The organism is Candidatus Kurthia intestinigallinarum (assembly GCF_003991225.1).
Taxonomy (GTDB): Bacteria; Bacillota; Bacilli; order Bacillales_A; family Planococcaceae; genus Kurthia; species Kurthia populi.
Genome location: NZ_JTFC01000029.1, coordinates 60,830 through 75,639 on the forward strand (window position 1 = coordinate 60,830; position 14,810 = coordinate 75,639).

17 protein-coding genes are annotated in these 14,810 nt (G+C 40.5%); 6 read left to right on the forward strand and 11 right to left on the reverse strand.

Going from position 1 to position 14,810, the window contains the following annotated elements:
- Window position 1: 1 nt before the first annotated feature.
- Both QI30_RS08110 and QI30_RS08115 read right to left on the reverse strand, forming a co-directional pair.
- Window positions 2-208 carry a hypothetical protein gene (locus QI30_RS08110; RefSeq protein WP_233600554.1) on the reverse strand — a complete coding sequence of 69 codons (207 nt, stop codon included), beginning with the start codon at window positions 206-208 and terminating at the stop codon, window positions 2-4.
- Window positions 208-1,203, reverse strand: coding sequence for an Ldh family oxidoreductase (locus QI30_RS08115; protein WP_126990435.1), 996 nt, complete (start codon window positions 1,201-1,203; stop codon window positions 208-210). Before QI30_RS08115 ends, QI30_RS08110 begins: the two co-directional genes overlap by 1 nt.
- 219 nt (window positions 1,204-1,422) lie before the next feature.
- Between QI30_RS08115 and QI30_RS08120 the strand changes: the two genes are divergently transcribed.
- Window positions 1,423-2,619, forward strand: a complete 1,197-nt coding sequence (locus QI30_RS08120; RefSeq protein WP_126990436.1) for an MFS transporter — start codon at window positions 1,423-1,425, stop codon at window positions 2,617-2,619.
- Between the two features lie 604 nt (window positions 2,620-3,223).
- Here the strand turns inward: QI30_RS08120 and QI30_RS08125 are convergent.
- A complete protein-coding gene (locus QI30_RS08125) occupies window positions 3,224-4,075 on the reverse strand; it encodes a Rossmann-like and DUF2520 domain-containing protein (RefSeq protein WP_158621002.1) in 852 nt (283 codons plus the stop codon).
- Between the two features lie 117 nt (window positions 4,076-4,192).
- Here QI30_RS08125 and QI30_RS08130 point away from each other — a divergent pair, with 117 nt between their 5' ends.
- Window positions 4,193-4,915, forward strand: a complete 723-nt coding sequence (locus tag QI30_RS08130; RefSeq protein WP_126990438.1) for an ABC transporter ATP-binding protein — start codon at window positions 4,193-4,195, stop codon at window positions 4,913-4,915.
- Window positions 4,912-5,937, forward strand: coding sequence for an ABC transporter permease (locus tag QI30_RS08135; protein WP_126990439.1), 1,026 nt, complete (start codon window positions 4,912-4,914; stop codon window positions 5,935-5,937). The genes QI30_RS08130 and QI30_RS08135 overlap by 4 nt, the downstream gene beginning before the upstream one ends.
- Before the next feature lie 127 nt (window positions 5,938-6,064).
- On the opposite strand, the gene QI30_RS08140 is transcribed toward QI30_RS08135, so the two are convergent.
- Window positions 6,065-6,754, reverse strand: coding sequence for a ZinT/AdcA family metal-binding protein (locus QI30_RS08140; RefSeq protein ID WP_126990440.1), 690 nt, complete (start codon window positions 6,752-6,754; stop codon window positions 6,065-6,067).
- A gap of 100 nt (window positions 6,755-6,854) precedes the next feature.
- The gene (locus tag QI30_RS08145; RefSeq protein WP_126990441.1) at window positions 6,855-7,073 is read right to left on the reverse strand and encodes a hypothetical protein; all 219 of its coding nucleotides are present in this window, start codon (window positions 7,071-7,073) and stop codon (window positions 6,855-6,857) included.
- Window positions 7,074-7,148: 75 nt separating this feature from the next.
- On the opposite strand from QI30_RS08145, the gene QI30_RS08150 reads away from it, so the two are divergent.
- Both QI30_RS08150 and QI30_RS08155 read left to right on the forward strand, forming a co-directional pair.
- On the forward strand, window positions 7,149-7,550 hold the full coding sequence (locus tag QI30_RS08150; protein WP_126990442.1) for a DUF3139 domain-containing protein: 402 nt from the start codon (window positions 7,149-7,151) through the stop codon (window positions 7,548-7,550).
- A 220-nt stretch (window positions 7,551-7,770) separates the two neighbouring features.
- Window positions 7,771-8,811, forward strand: a complete 1,041-nt coding sequence (locus QI30_RS08155) for a beta-carotene 15,15'-monooxygenase (protein WP_126990443.1) — start codon at window positions 7,771-7,773, stop codon at window positions 8,809-8,811.
- 305 nt (window positions 8,812-9,116) lie between these two features.
- On the opposite strand, the gene QI30_RS08160 is transcribed toward QI30_RS08155, so the two are convergent.
- The 5 genes from QI30_RS08160 to QI30_RS08180 all read right to left on the reverse strand — a co-directional run bounded on the left by QI30_RS08160 (window position 9,117) and on the right by QI30_RS08180 (window position 13,450).
- Complete coding sequence (locus QI30_RS08160) at window positions 9,117-10,142, reverse strand: threonine aldolase family protein (protein WP_126990444.1); 1,026 nt, start codon at window positions 10,140-10,142, stop codon at window positions 9,117-9,119.
- Window positions 10,143-10,537: 395 nt separating this feature from the next.
- Window positions 10,538-10,852 (reverse strand): hypothetical protein, encoded by a 315-nt coding sequence (locus QI30_RS08165; RefSeq protein WP_126990445.1) that lies wholly within the window; start codon window positions 10,850-10,852, stop codon window positions 10,538-10,540.
- A gap of 77 nt (window positions 10,853-10,929) precedes the next feature.
- On the reverse strand, window positions 10,930-11,139 hold the full coding sequence (locus tag QI30_RS08170) for a helix-turn-helix domain-containing protein (protein ID WP_126990446.1): 210 nt from the start codon (window positions 11,137-11,139) through the stop codon (window positions 10,930-10,932).
- Window positions 11,140-11,309: 170 nt separating this feature from the next.
- A complete protein-coding gene (locus QI30_RS08175) occupies window positions 11,310-12,476 on the reverse strand; it encodes an RNA-guided endonuclease InsQ/TnpB family protein (protein ID WP_126990447.1) in 1,167 nt (388 codons plus the stop codon).
- Between the two features lie 380 nt (window positions 12,477-12,856).
- A complete protein-coding gene (locus QI30_RS08180) occupies window positions 12,857-13,450 on the reverse strand; it encodes a class I SAM-dependent methyltransferase (RefSeq protein WP_126990448.1) in 594 nt (197 codons plus the stop codon).
- Between the two features lie 162 nt (window positions 13,451-13,612).
- Between QI30_RS08180 and QI30_RS08185 the strand changes: the two genes are divergently transcribed.
- Entirely contained in the window at window positions 13,613-14,209 is a 597-nt protein-coding gene (locus QI30_RS08185; RefSeq protein ID WP_126990449.1) for a DUF4166 domain-containing protein, read from the forward strand.
- Here the strand turns inward: QI30_RS08185 and QI30_RS08190 are convergent.
- Window positions 14,206-14,787 carry a GNAT family N-acetyltransferase gene (locus QI30_RS08190; protein ID WP_126990450.1) on the reverse strand — a complete coding sequence of 194 codons (582 nt, stop codon included), beginning with the start codon at window positions 14,785-14,787 and terminating at the stop codon, window positions 14,206-14,208. The genes QI30_RS08185 and QI30_RS08190 overlap by 4 nt on opposite strands.
- Window positions 14,788-14,810 lie beyond the last annotated feature (23 nt).

Sequence of the window (14,810 nt, forward strand, 5' to 3'; positions counted from 1 at the left end):
TTTACCCATTCTTTCCATTTTCTAATTGCTGCTCTATTAACGTTACTGCAATTGTAAAAGCTTTAATACGGCGCTTCGCTAACGTAATCTGTGATTTATAACGCGACGGATTCTCTTTTCCCTCTAACGTTTTGACCGTTTCACGTAGCTTATGCAGCGTCGAATCAATTTGTCGCTTTGCTTCTCGTAAGTCATCCTGTTCATACATTATTCTAATAGCTCCTTTAGTAAGTCATACGCATTCTCCGACAGTTCAACCCCTGTTTCCTGCGCCTTTTTCGCCTTTTGAGCAGAGCGCTCTCCTGGCAGCTGTACCTTATCAAAGCCGGGTGCTGGCACTGCCTCATGTAGCCCATCAACCATATTTTGCACACCCTTTGCAAAAGCCTCTGGTTGCATAAAGAGCGCTGGATTAATCGCAATAATAAATTGCCCTAAATGACGCTTTTGCGATAAATCATTGTACATTGTCTCATTGCCGCCTGGTAAAAGCCCCGCCACCACATCAACAAACAGCGCTAGTCCTGATCCCTTCGCCCCTGCAATTGGCTGCAGAGCTTTTACCTCATGTGGATTCGTCGTTGGATTACCCTCTGCATCAAGGCCCCAATCCGTAGGAATTTCAGTATTTTGCTCGCGTGCGAGTAACACCTTCCCAAATGCTGCATTACTCGTCGACATATCGAGCACAATCGGCTCTTCTTCATTTGGCACACCATATGTAATTGGATTAACACCTAAGTAAGCATCCCGACCGCCAAATGGTGCTACTAACGCATCCGCTTGCGTTAGTAGCAGCGTAATCATTCCCTCTTTTGCCGCTTCATGTGCATAATAGCCGACAGCTCCGCAATGCGTCGAATTGGATACAACCGCTAGGCCAATGCCTGATTTTTTCGCTAAGGCAATGGCCTCATCCGTTGCCTTTTTCGCCACGACATGCCCAAATCCAAAATCACCATCCACCTTACAAACGGCCTCATTTAGCTGGGTGATCGCAATGTCAGGGCGAATATTAATATGTCCTTGTGCCACGCGGCGTAAATAAATCGGGAGGCGAATGACACCATGTGACTGCACCCCGCGTGTTTCCGCAAAGGCTAATACATCCGCGACAATTTCTGCATGCTCCTCTAATACATCTGCTTGCTGTAGTTTTTGCTGTATTGCTCGTTTTAAATTTTCGACTGTTGTTTTTGGCATTTTCCATCACCCTTTCTAGTAGCTATTTTCCATTATATTGGTAGGCTTCCTTTGTTGTACAAAATAAAGCTTTATCTTTCCAATTATTCCCTGTATAGTGGAGGGAACTATTTTCTTAGGAGTGATTATATGCAGCAATACGACCAGAACATCGATCATCAATTGGAGGGTAGCAATTCTTAGAAAAAAGCGCCCTCATCTAAATCGGAGGGGTCTCTTTTGAAGTTAACAACCATTTATTATTTTTTAACATCCTCGCGCTCGTTTAGCATTCACATTGTTTTTACAATCAGCGCCATTTACTATGTATCCGTTGCACAATTAAACGCATTAGAGCTCGTATTAATTGGCACCATTTTAGAATTAACTGTCTTTATTTGTGAAATACCAACTGGGCTATTTGCTGATTTTTTTGGCCGTAAAAAATCATTTATACTCGGTACTGTAATAATTGGTAGCGCGCATTTATTAGAAGGCAGTACCCCCGAATTTTGGGCGATTGCGCTTGCATCCATGCTATGGGGTATTGGCTGGACATTTATTAGCGGATCAGAAGAGGCTTGGATTGCAGACGAATTAGAAAACCAAGCGCTTGAACGTGTTTTTTTAAAAGGTGCTCAGTGGCGGTCAATTGGTAGCTTTTTAGGTATTATAATGAGTGTCGTATTAGCGCTATTTTTATCTGTGCAACTTGCGATTATCCTAGCAGGTGCTTTTTTATTACTCATTGCCATCATTTCTTTATGCATTGTACCAGAAACAAACTATATACCTGTTTCGATCAAGCAAGTATCCCCTTTCTCTCAAATGAAATCGACTTTACTAGAAGGCTGGGCGCAAATCAAACAGCAAACTACACTTCGCTCAATTGTTTGGATCACCTTGTTTATTGGCCTTGCGAGTGAAGGCTTCGACCGATTATCAGGTGCTCATTTTATTGAGGGGTTTCACCTTGATGAGGAAAAGGCGATTTACTGGTTTGGTGCCCTTTTTGCCGTAGCATACATTCTCAATATCGTATTATTAAAGTGGATTGAACTGTATGTTAAAAAGGATTATGCGCGATTGCTCGGGCTACTAAACAGCCTGTTAGTACTATGCTTAATTGGCTTTGCCTATAGTGGTAATTTCCTTCTAGCTGTTCTATTTTACTGGTTGATTTCTGCATTACGAGAAACGAATGAACCTTTACTTGCAGTGATGATTAATACACGTCTACCTGCAAATGGACGCGCTACTACTTTGTCAATGTTTGGACAAGTGGATGCGCTTGGTCAAATTGCAGGCGGTCCTCTTATTGGCTTCATTGCCCTTTATACATCTGTTACACATGGCATTGCGGCGACAGCGATTTTCTTTTTGCCTGTAGTCTGGCTTTCTTTAAAAATGCGTAATAAAACACGACATCGTATGTAAGATGTCGTGTTTTATTTTTATTTTATAGACTGGCGAGGAATATTTTTATTGCTTATTAGCATTCATTCATTTGAAATAATTGATTTGAAATCGTTGATTACCTCAGGAAGCGTGTTTTAGATACGACTTATTTTTTGATAAGCGTCAGCACGCTGTAAAATGGCCTAGCGTGCTAGTAACAATATGATTACATCATGCTAAATACAAGAAAAATGCCATTTTCATGCGAATGATTTGCGCATTGACAACGCGGTTTTTAACAAAACGCTTCCCAAAAACGGCTGAAAACGGTCCTTTTTGGTCCTGAAACGGTCGATTTCGGGACAGAAATGGGCAGTTGAAACACCCAAACACCCTTTTTTAATAAATGTCATGCCAGCAGCTCAACGATTTTCGTTAGGCGATTAAAAGCGATTCAAAAACACCCGTCAGAGGCTTATTTCTAACCCATTTTAGCTGATTTTAAGCCGTTTTAGTCCCTTTTTTGCTATGTGTTTTTTCAATAAATGTCAGTTTTTTCATAATTACTTGCTGTATGTGCTTAAAAAGGATAATCATTTGTGGAACTGGCACATATTTTCAATTATGTCGTATCCAAAACACGCTAGTTGGGCTTTTCGTTCATTTCAAGTGAACGACTGAGTGCCTCATAGTTACGTGATGGATGCTTTAATTTCGCTACCTCTAGTACAGATTTTGACATGACTCGATAGGTGTTTTGATATTTTTTTGGTATAACCGCTAGATGCTTGTCTACTGTCGTCTGATCGCCGCGCTCAATAGGACCTGTCAGTGCGGCTATTGGCCCCTTGTCATAAATATTTTGAGCATTTTGTAAAAATAATTGACGGAAGGCTTGCTGTGCAATGTCCCCGGAAAATCCTGCCTCACCGAAAAGCTGCTGGCTCGTATGCACAAGGCCATTCACAAGATTGCTACATGTCACACAGGCCGCATGGTAAAGCGCCTTTTGCGGTGCGTCAATAATCGGTGCCTCATTCCCCCAGCACATAATCTTTTGCTGTACATCTTCGCAAGCTTGGCTGTCACCTTCTAACGTAAAAATAACAGATGTATCAAGTGCGGTCGTTTTTGCTGGAAACGCTGAAATCGGATGCAATGACACAACAGCGTACGAGCGCGTGTCATTCATCGCCATTATTTGAGCCGATGCGGCACCCGAGCAATGAAAAATAATCATCCCTGGTCGTAGCAGCGGCTCAATTTCTTGAAATACAGTGGCAATCGCACTGTCTGACACCGTTAAAAATAGCCAATCACAGGCCGCTACAAGCTCCTCAGTCGAGGCAAAGGCGTCTGTATTCGTCAGCATCGCACTTTCCTGCGCATGCTCGAATGTGCGACTTGCGTAACCCGCAACCGCTTCCCCCTGCGTGATGAAATAACGCCCGAGCGATGTCCCCACATTTCCTGCACCAATAAATCCAATTGTCATGTTCATTCCCCCTTCTCTGTCCTTAGTTTACGGGCTATACGTAAAGATTGTAAAACGAATGCGTGATATTTCGATCCAATGAACGGGTACATAAGCTGTAACAAAGGGGGTTTTACGATGATAGAAGTTGAAAATCTTTATAAAAAGTTCGGAAAGCATCCGGTCATTCAAGGTATTTCGATGACAATTCCACCGAGTGAAATTTGCTGTCTACTCGGTCCATCTGGCTCTGGAAAAACGACACTCATTCGCCTAATGATTGGTGTGATTGTAGGTGACGAGGGAACTGTGAAAATCGACGACGTCAACATGCCTAATTTATCTATGCTAGGGGATATTGGCTTTATGCCGCAAAATGATGCGCTGTATGATGATTTATCTGCTGAGGATAATTTACGCTTTTTCGGCGGGCTTCAGCAAATGAAAAAGGCGGCACTTGAAGCGCGGATGAATGACGTACTAGCACTTGTGGATTTAACCGCGCACCGAAAAAAAATGGTCCGTGATTTCTCCGGTGGTATGAAAAAACGCTTATCACTCGCCGCAAGCATTTTACATTCTCCAAAAATATTATTTTTAGATGAGCCAACTGTTGGCATTGACCCGGTGCTAAAGCGCACGATTTGGAATCAATTTCAGGAGCTAAAACATGCGGGGACAACGATTATCGTTTCAACGCATGTCATGGATGAGGTGACAGAATGTGACAAGGCTGCACTCATTTACAACGGTCGGCTAATCGCTTACGATGCCGTTACTGCGTTATTAGCTGAGACAACCTCTGGAAAAGTAGAGGAGCTGTTTATTATGGCGAGTGAAAAAGAAGGTGCTCGTCTATGATGGATTTAGCGAAGCGCGTCATCAAGCAAACCGTCAATGATAAACGCAGTATAATGATGATTTTAGTCGCTCCCTTGCTCATTTTGACGCTCGTTTATTTTTTATTAGGGGATTCCAACTACAAGCCGACTGTTGGCATTGAAAAAGGAAGTCTGCCTGAACCACTCGTAACAGCGATGGAAGAGCAGCATATGCATATCAAAAAATTACCTAGCGAGGCATTTGACGAACCGGAAAGTTATTTGAAAAAGCATGAAGCAGTGGATGCCTTGTTTGAAATGAATGACAGTAGTGTGTCGATTACATTAGTTGAATCTTCGACAAAGGGCGCAAAGGCAATGACCGCGATACAGGATGCACTGGCAGACGTCAATCCGGCAGCAAAAATGAACATTTCCTATGTATACGGGGATGCAGACCAAACACTTTTTGATTCGCTTGGCTACGTATTTTTAGCACTTTTCTCGTTTTTCCTTATTTTCATTATTTCCGGGATGGCACTCGTACGCGAACGTAGTGGCGGGACACTTGAACGGCTATTAATGACACCCATTAAGCGCAGTGAAGTTATTTTAGGCTATACGCTTGGCTATAGTGTTTTTGCGGTTGTGCAGGCGATATTAATCGTCCTCTATGCGGTTTATGTACTCGATTTAAGCTCTGCCGGGCATATTGGCTGGATTTTTGTCATGATGGTGCTACTGGCAATTGTTGCGGTATCATTTGGTGCGATGATTTCCGTCTTTGCACGCTCAGAGCTTCAAGTCGTCCAGCTTATTCCGTTTACCATTATTCCACAGGTCTTTTTCTCCGGCCTTATCCCGCTCGATTTAATTCCATATCATCTCGGCAACTTATGCTATATTATGCCAATTTACTACGGCGCAGCGGCGATCAAGGGCATCATGGTCTATGGGGACGGCTTCGCTGGCATTTGGATGTATTTAGCAGGGCTACTTGGCTTTGTGCTTATTTTGTTCCTCATTAATATGCAGGCCATGAAAAAATTCCGCCGTTTATAATAACAAAGAGGCTTTGACATACGTGTAAAGACAGCCTTTCCTATGAATATACGAAAAACCGGAATCGCGCTGTGGCACGGTTCCGGTTTTTCGTTGTGAACGCTAGTTTTGTCCTAGCCTCATTTTTCTAATGTGCAATCATTTCATGTGCAATATCATGCCCTGATAAATCAGCTGGATAATACGTTGGCCAATTATCCATTTCCTCTAATAATTTTGCGCGGTCATCGCCAAAATACAGATGAAAATGAGATGATTTTTCGTCATGAATAATATGGTCGCTAAATTGCACATATTTCGGTGCAGTGGATGCGTCATCAACTTGCTTGAAAATATAGCGCACGCCGCGATTTCCTTTTTCATACGTCAAAATTTCATAGCCATCCGCCTCGTATGTACCCGTCACTTTCTCTTTTCCCTTATAAAATGTCATTGTATTCGCTGTAATATCAATGGCTGTGACATCGGTTTTATAACCCACTTTATAATATTTTTTGTAGGCTGTAGCGGTCTTATCCCCATCCGCTGCCTTATGTTCAAACACTTCATCTAGCGTCCCATCTTGCAAATACGGATAGACCGATTGCCAATTATTCGCCCAATTTGTTAGCGGACGGTCTTGTACATCTCCATCTTCAAAATAGCCTTCATAGATTTTTTGAGCTGCTTCACTTTTTTCATCATGTGCGTGTGTCTCTTCCTTTTCAGTCGATTGTGCAACCGTTTTTTGCTCCTGTGTCTCGGTTTTTTCCTCCCCACATCCCGCAAGTACGAAAGCTAATGCTACTACTGCTGTTGCTGCTCTCCACTTTTTCATTTGTCCCACTCCTTAAATCGTAATTGTTACGTTTTATAATATATCGTAATGATTACGATTTGTAAATAGATAAATTAAAAACCACTCATCGCTGAATGGTTTAAAAGCTAAACAATGCAAACAAAATAATGACTACACTGGCAATGCCGTAAAAAAATGCACGCTTCGCTTTTCGCTTGTACATATCGTATGCAATAAGTGTGAAAAATAAGCCAACAAATAATGTAATAATCGGCATATACGTAAAGTTTTGGGTAATAAAACTGCCAATCAACATCGCCCATAGCACGATTAATAAGCAAATTTTTATCCAAATCATTTATAAATCCTCCCTTTTTGTCATTTTTCTGATATAATAAATTGTACCATATATTGTATTTAAAGGGAGATTATTATGAAGAAATGGTTTATGATTGGTATTCCTGTTGTGATTATTTGTGCGATTGCGTGGTTTGTTTACGCAGAAATCAACGGGAATCCATATGTGAAATATCAAATGGACAAGGAATTACCAACGCATCTTGAAACAGCTGGGGAATCAAAGGCGGCTACATCAATGTATTTGTTCGCAAATCCAAAATTCCTTATAAACAATGATTATTACGGTGATATTTATACGCTTGAATTTAAAGATGAACCTCATATGCATTATTACTATGGTTTATCTAAAAAAGATAAAAAAATTACGCAGTTTTGTGAAAAAGATTTTGATAAAGATGGCGTAATAGACACCATTACAAAAGAAACAAAGCATGCAGAAAAAAGCTGTGTCTCAATGTACGCAAATCGCGATTAAGCGCGGTGAGATAAAGTGACTGGGACAAAACACATCATGTTCCTTTTTTAGTATTCACAACGAAAAACCGGAACCGCGCCACAGCGCGATTCCGGTTTTTCTTATGCTCATAGGAGGGGGCATTTTTACACGTATGTCCCGGCCTCTTTATTTTTCTGTTCATAAAACCCTCAATATGTAATAATTGGAATATATATAATCGTAAGGGAGGTTTTTCAGAATGACGTGGATTACATATACCAAACCTCTGTGGCTTGGGTTATTATTGTTGACTGTGCTAAGTAATATCTGGCTCTATCAATTTGGCACACATATTATGCCAACGGATTCAAATGGCGTCGTTTTAGGCTCGCTCATTGATTTATTAATTGTCGTCCCCCTTATGTTGATGCTATACCGCAATCGATTGTCGTGGAAGCAAGCAATTTTATTTTCGGCAATCGGCTGTGTGTTTGTACGTTTTTTGATTCCAGGGCATCTACTCGCGCCCTATGCGACAATTACATGGGTAGGCATTGCGATAGAGGGGGGGTTAGTGGTCATTGAGCTTTTTCTTCTCATTCGGTTTATCACGTATTTCCCGCGTATTATAGCCTATGTAAAAACTAGCTCGCTGCCGATACTTTTCGCCTTCAGTGATGCACTCGATAAGCATGTACGAAAAAACCCGATAATTCATGTGCTATGCTCAGAATTATTAATGCTCTATTATGCCTTTGCAAGCTGGAAAAAGCCCATTCCACACGGCATTACACTACACAAAAAATCGAGTTTTGTTGCCTTTCAGCTAATGATGATTCATGCGATTGTTATTGAAACGATTGGCATTCATTACTGGTTGCACGAAAAGGCGCCGATTATCTCACTGATTCTGCTAGCATTTAATATATACTCGGTGCTATTCTTTATTGCAGACTTACAAGTAATGCGCCTGACTCCTTCCGTTATGCGAGGGCAAACAGTCTATCTCTCACTTGGTCTTATGAAGCGTGCCAAAATTGATGTCGCGATGATTGAAGAAATCATTGAGGATGATGCTCTTCTACAGCGTAAGAAAACAAAAGATACGGTCGAATTTATTACCCGCGATTTTGAAAAGGTCTACCCAGATATAGTATTAAAAATGCGCGAACCACAAAAAGTGACGCTCGCAATGGGTTTTGAAAAGCACTATCACTATGTCGCAATTAAAACCGATGATCCGCACGCATTTAAAGCACAGCTATTGCATGCAAAAGAAAAACTACTCGCACAGAACTGACATCTGAAAGTGAGCATTCGTTTATCAACATGTACTTATCACCCTAATCGAATGCTTCATGCTGGCGTTATAGCGGGCTGCCTTTAGAGGACATGCTCATAATAACGCCTTTTTTGTTTACTTCATGCGCCTTTATCTTATCTATCGCTCTTTCACATAACGAATAAATGGATTATTTCACTAACTGCCACGCTTGTTCCTTTTACATTGTATGACTATACTCGTTTTTTACCCATGAAAAAACACCTCCAAAAATGGATCGGATCCCTTTGAAAGTGTCTTTTTATAGTGTCTCAGATTTTCAATTATAATAGCGCAAGTAAGTCGTCTAAATCCTGTTCCTCTGTAGCCCAGCTTGTCGCAAAACGAACGACTGTATGTGTATCATCAAAGGGCTCCCAAACGCTAAATTTCGCTTTTTCAGAAAGTGCCTGCATCGCGCTATTTTCTAAAATAACGAATTGCTGATTCGTTGGTGATTCAAAGAAAAATTGATAGCCTTTTTCGCGTAAATTAGCCTTTAATTTTTCCGCTAAACGAATAGCATGTGCTGAAATATCCATATATAAGTCATTGGTAAACAATACATCAAATTGAATACCTAGCATACGCCCCTTTGCTAATAGTGCACCATTTTGTTTGATGGTTGTGAAGAAATGTTTAATGCGATTGGCCTTCGTCACAACAACCGCTTCGCCAAACATCGCACCAACCTTCGTGCCACCAATATAAAAGACATCACAGTTTTTAGCGATAACCGGTAATGTCACGTCAGTATCCACTGCCGCTAAGCCGTAGCCTAGTCGCGCGCCATCTAAGAATAATGGTAAATCATATTCGTGGCATACATCATGAATCGCTTCAAGCTCCGCCTTTGAATACAAGGTACCGTATTCTGTTGGGTGCGATACATAGACCATACCGGGCTGTGGCATATGCGTGTGGCTTGCATCGGCTAAAAAAGCTTGCATATATGCGGTAATGCCTGCTGCGGTTAACTTACCATCTACCTGTGGAATTGTTAAAACTTTATGTCCACCCGCCTCAATAGCACCTGCTTCATGTGTGCTAATATGGCCTGTATCTGCAGCAATTACGCCCTCAGAAGTATGTAAAATCGAATTAATGACCGTCGCATTTGCTTGTGTACCGCCGACTAAAAAGCGTACTTCCCCTGCTGGACATTCACAGGCCGCCAAGATTTTTTGCGCGGCACTTTCTGTATAAGGATCCTGGCCATAGCCCGATGTTTTCTCCATATTGGTTTCCATTAATTTTTCTAAAATGCGTGGATGCGCACCTTCTAAATAATCACATTCAAAATTCAACATTATTCTGTCACACCTTTTCTTCTAGCACAGATTGGATATTGTGCATACTTTTATTACGGAAGCTTTTAGACTCCTCTCTATTGTATTCCTATCCTAGCAAATTAGCTGTTGAAGTTAACCAATTAATTAAAAAAATTTAGCAATGTAAGAATAGCTCATCAACGCTCACATCTATTTTACTAGCTGAAGTCAGCACTACCTAAAGTGGGTGAACAACACGCGGGAGCGTTCGATTCCAACGCATAAAAAAACGAGCACCCTATAAAAGGAATGCACGTTTTTCTATTCGACTACTGATACCGCCTCTTTAGCATGTGCTTGTGATGGTACGCACGCTAGCGCAATGGCCGCAAATACGAGTAAACATCGCTAACTTAGTTATATGAAAAATTTCATCAATAATTAGAAAGAATGATTGCTGCCATACTCACGACAGCATAAAGCAGCCACCATTTCCACGATTTTCCGCCAAATACTTTCGTGTAATTTAAAAGAATAATTCCTAAAATAAGCACGAAAAACATCCGCAATGATTTGATGATATCAACTGCCTCTAAAAAATTCACGAGGACAATGCCTAGTACAATCACAATCATTGCACCGTACATTATGTTTTTAAACGCATCACTATTCTCCAATTTACCAGTCATTATCGGTATAAAACAAAGTACAACTAACCCGAATGTGCTGTACCACAAAAAAGTAATCATGTATTGCTCCTTCTAAAATTACATTATAATATTTTCTAATAGTGAGATGTAGCAAAATGTCACGGCGCATTTCTTTCCTATTCGTCCTCTTCCACATACTCTAAAATATCCCCTGGCTGGCAATCAAGCGCCTTGCAAATGGCGTTTAGCGTTGAAAAACGAACCGCCTTTACTTTACCTGTTTTTAAATTAGATAAATTAACAACGGATATGCCTACAAGCTCCGCCAATTTACTAAGCTGCATTTTGCGATCTGCCAGCATACGGTCTAACCGAATAATAATCATACGTTCACTTCCTATACTGTTGCATCATACTGCTACTAAAACATATACAAAAGTATACATCTAGCTTTTTCCTGCTTCTCAGAATGCGTTCTCGGCACGTACTCCCTACTAACGTTTGTATCACTCTCCACAGGCTTCAATTCCGATGTAGCCCACCGTACTCTATTCATTTAAACGGACACTAACAACGCATATTCTGTCGCTTGTTTTAAATTGATAGAAGCATTTAAATCTCGATCTAACACTGCATGACAGTTTACACATTCATAAACCCTATCTTTCAGTGTTAAATCTACTTTTTTATGCCCACAACAGCTACATAACTTAGAACTAGGATAAAAACGATGCACAAGGCGTAATTCAATTCCATACGCTTCACATTTCATCTGTAATTTTGTTCTAAAATGGAAGAATCCTTGTTTTGCAATCGCTTTTGATAAGTGCCTGTTTTTCATCATACCTCGAACATTTAACTCTTCTAGTGTAATGAATGCTGGTTTGGTTTTTACCAATACACTCACAATGTTCTTATGATAATTTTCTCGAATATTTGCTAGACGCTGATGTAACTTTTGTACTCGACAGATTTGTTTTTGTCGATTGTTAAAGTAGCAGTTTTCACCTGCCTTTTTAAATTTATTTTGTTCATAACTTCTGCTCAATTTCCGTTGAGCTTGTTTTAGTCGTTTTTCAAGTTTTCTTACTTTATCTGTTTTATTGATATTTTCATAAACCTTACCGTTGCTCATAATGGCAAAATCTTTGATACCTAAATCAATGCCAATGCCTTCTGATTCAGGTGTTTGCTTCTCACATTCAGGAACTTCACATAAGACCGAGATATAGAATCTGTCTGCTTTTTGTGATACTGTTCCACTTTTAATGATTGCATTTTGCGGTAAGTAACGAAACTCTTTTAGTGTTACCCACCCAATCGTAGGGATTTTGATTTGATGACGTTTTAGTGCAAAATCAGTCTTATTATTTTTGGGGAAATACGATTTCACATCTTGTCTAGCTTTCTTCTTAAAACGAGGATGCTTACTTAATCCTTTGAAAAAATTTTTATAAGCACGTTCAGCGTTCATAATAGCTTGCTTAACCGCCTTGCTTGATACCGTTTTAATCCATAAGTCTTGTTGGTTTTGTTTCGTATGAACATTATTTAACCATTTCGAGAAGTCATAACCACTCATGAATTTTCTACCTTCTTCGTAATTGACACGATTCGTCGCAATGTACATGTTATAGACATAGCGACAAACACCAAAGGTTCTGATGAGTTTTTCACGTTGTTCTTTAGTTGGTTTGATTTCTAATTTGTATGCACGTTTCACAACTCATCATCCTTTTGTATTTTTTGTTTGTACTTGCGTAAGCCATAAACACCTATTGATGCTTTTATCCACATTTGTTAATGTTTTTGTTTACTGTTCAATCGCTCCTGTTGTAAGAATGCCGTTTAATTAAACAACTCTTTAAAAGTCTATACCCTGTTTTTTTAATGAACCAACATCTTTTTAATGATTATAATTAAATGAATAATGTATTAAGTTAAAATTAAGTGTGTTTATAATCAAAACATATTCTCATTTTTATTATCATATCAACAGCTAATTTATCGGAAATGGCCGAAGAACTTCAAGCCTTTCTTATAAAATCCCACGTCTAATGAGAAAAGCAGGAAGCACATTTTATTTTGCGCTTCCTGCTTTTTTTATTTTTTCACAATAACCTGAACAACCTTACAAAGTCCCTTATGACCAACACCTTCATGACGCGTAACTTCTACGCAGTCAAAATGCAGTACTTCATATTGTTGTGCCCAATCACGTAATGTCTCTTCGGCATACAAGTAATCTATATTCGGTGGGCCTCCTGTTTTATATGCGAGCTGCGCTTCCTCATACACTTCCATAAGAAAAATGCCGCCTGGCTTCAGTGAAGTCATTATTTGTTCAAGCACATGTAGCTGCTGGTCCTTCGCAAAATGCCCAAAAATCATCACTGCCCCGTCATACTGCGCTGGCTCTATCGTATCATTCAATAAATCATGATGCTTCGTCTCCACTACGGTGTCAAACTGCGCGGCAAGCTCTGCTGTTTTTCGCAGGCCTTCTTGTGCATAGTCATACGCCGTCACCTGATGCCCCTTTGTCGCTAGAAAAACGGCATTCCGTCCCTCTCCCTCTGCATAGCAGGCCACATGTGGCGATTGCTCAAATACCGTATACTGCCGCGCTAAAAAGGCATTCGGTTCTGTGCCATAAAAATACCGGTCATGTTTATAGCGGTCATCCCATCGATTCATATTTATCACTCCTCACACTCATATATAACGTAAAAAGGGTAGAGATGCAATGAAACACTGTACAGACTACTTTGTTAGGAAGCAAAAAATGCGGGTATACATTTAAAAACAGGGGTTCCGTCATTCGTACGGAGCCCCTATTTTTCGAAAGGAATGATAAAAATGTCTGTATATAAACAACTGCTTGGCGATCGTTTTGAACGAATGCATCCAAAATTACAGCACCGCTATGCCACAAATGCCGGCGATGTCTTTCGCGCAAAAGGGGTTATGCATGAGATTTCACATGGCTCTGCGCTTCTTACTCCCTTTTATTATGCAGCGACTACGATGGATTTCCTCTTCCCAGAAGAGGGCCATGATATTCCATTTGATTTAGAACACCACTGCATCCAAACGGGCGACGATTTATTTGATATTGACTGGCATCGCAACTTTTATTTCCCTGAGAAAACACGTCAATTCGATTCGATTACGCGCGTTGATTTAGCGACAAACCATGCCTATGACTTGCTCGGCAAACCGACGATGATGCGCTCTAATTTATTGCTTGATGTCACACGAGATGGGCATTTAATTACCCGTACAAACGCACAGCACTTACTAGGTCTTGTGCCACTACCCGGTTTTTTTAAAGGCAAGGCCATTGTCGAAGATGGCTATGATGACGAGCAACAATGCTACACGATTTACGCGACCGTTTATAATGAACTTCTTGGCACCATCATCATGTATGGCGGACATTTCAATGAAATTTAAATAATACGTTTCACATAGCACATGCATAAATGTCTTCGCGAGGCACGATTTAATACATCTGGGTCACTACCTGTATAATGCGCAAACATCGTCACTGGACGAACCTGTGCAGGCACCGATAAATCATATTTTTCAAGTGCTGGTTCATCAAAATACAAGTGATGATACGTGTACGTTTGCACAAAACGCATTTTTTCGTACCATTTTTGGATTTTCGCATTATCGCGTGTCCATGCTTCTAAATACGTTAATTTCAAGGCTTTTGCCTGCTTCAGCGCGGCTTTGATTAACTCTTCGCCAATATGTCGGTGCTGATAATCTGGGTGCACCGCAATATGCCAAATCATGCCGCCAACCGTATCATGTGCCGTACAAATTGTCTGAGGCTCCGTTTCGTATTCAATATCAATCAAGCCCACTATTTGATTATTTTCAATTGCGACGAGCTCGATTGATGGGTTTTCATAATGCTCCTTTTTTTGCAGTACATTATCAAAATAAGCAGTATTTAAAAAGGCGAGCACCCGACAGCGCAACCAACCTTGCTCATCAGCATCCGTATATGGACGAATCATCATCATAATCCCCTCACTTTTTGTTA